Below are 548 nucleotides of genomic sequence, written 5' to 3'. Positions count from 1 at the left end.
AGTTAACGTTCTTCTTTCATTCAGCGATGAATGAAAAGAAAGAACAAAAGAATCGCTGTTCGGCTCACTACGAATAGTGTCCGACTCGGTTGATTGTCTTGATTTGTTGCTTCAATGTCGTTTTATCTAGTTTTCAATGAACAATTATTGGTGGAGCCTAGCGGGATCGAACCGCTGACCTCCTGCGTGCAAGGCAGGCGCTCTCCCAGCTGAGCTAAGGCCCCAAAACAAAATATAGATGGTGGGCCTAAGTGGACTCGAACCACCGACCTCACGCTTATCAGGCGTGCGCTCTAACCAGCTGAGCTATAGGCCCATCTTTTTTATTTAATGAAGGGAACTATCTATGAAGTTCTCATAATCCAGCTGCAACAGCCAGTCTCTCGGTCATAAGCCAGCTTGCCTGTGCGACAAAAATCGTCGCTTCGCCAATCCGTCTTATGTCTGCCGAGCCTAAACGGCTGTTTCCGCTTTTTGATAAACCTTCAAAACTGAACGCAAAATGTCAACGTATGAACCAGAGGTTCATTTCCGAATGTGCAGCTTCA

Annotated in this window: 2 tRNA genes; both read right to left on the bottom strand. The window is 46.2% G+C overall.

Going from position 1 to position 548, the window contains the following annotated elements:
- Positions 1 to 148: 148 nt before the first annotated feature.
- A tRNA-Ala gene (locus M3197_RS17200) sits at positions 149 to 224 on the bottom strand.
- 15 nt (positions 225 to 239) lie between these two features.
- A tRNA-Ile gene (locus tag M3197_RS17195) sits at positions 240 to 316 on the bottom strand.
- Between the last annotated feature and the right edge of the window lie 232 nt (positions 317 to 548).

Source organism: Sporosarcina aquimarina (genome assembly GCF_023715615.1).
In the GTDB taxonomy this organism is placed as follows: domain Bacteria; phylum Bacillota; class Bacilli; order Bacillales_A; family Planococcaceae; genus Sporosarcina; species Sporosarcina aquimarina_A.
This window is presented reverse-complemented; position numbering and strand designations above follow the sequence as displayed.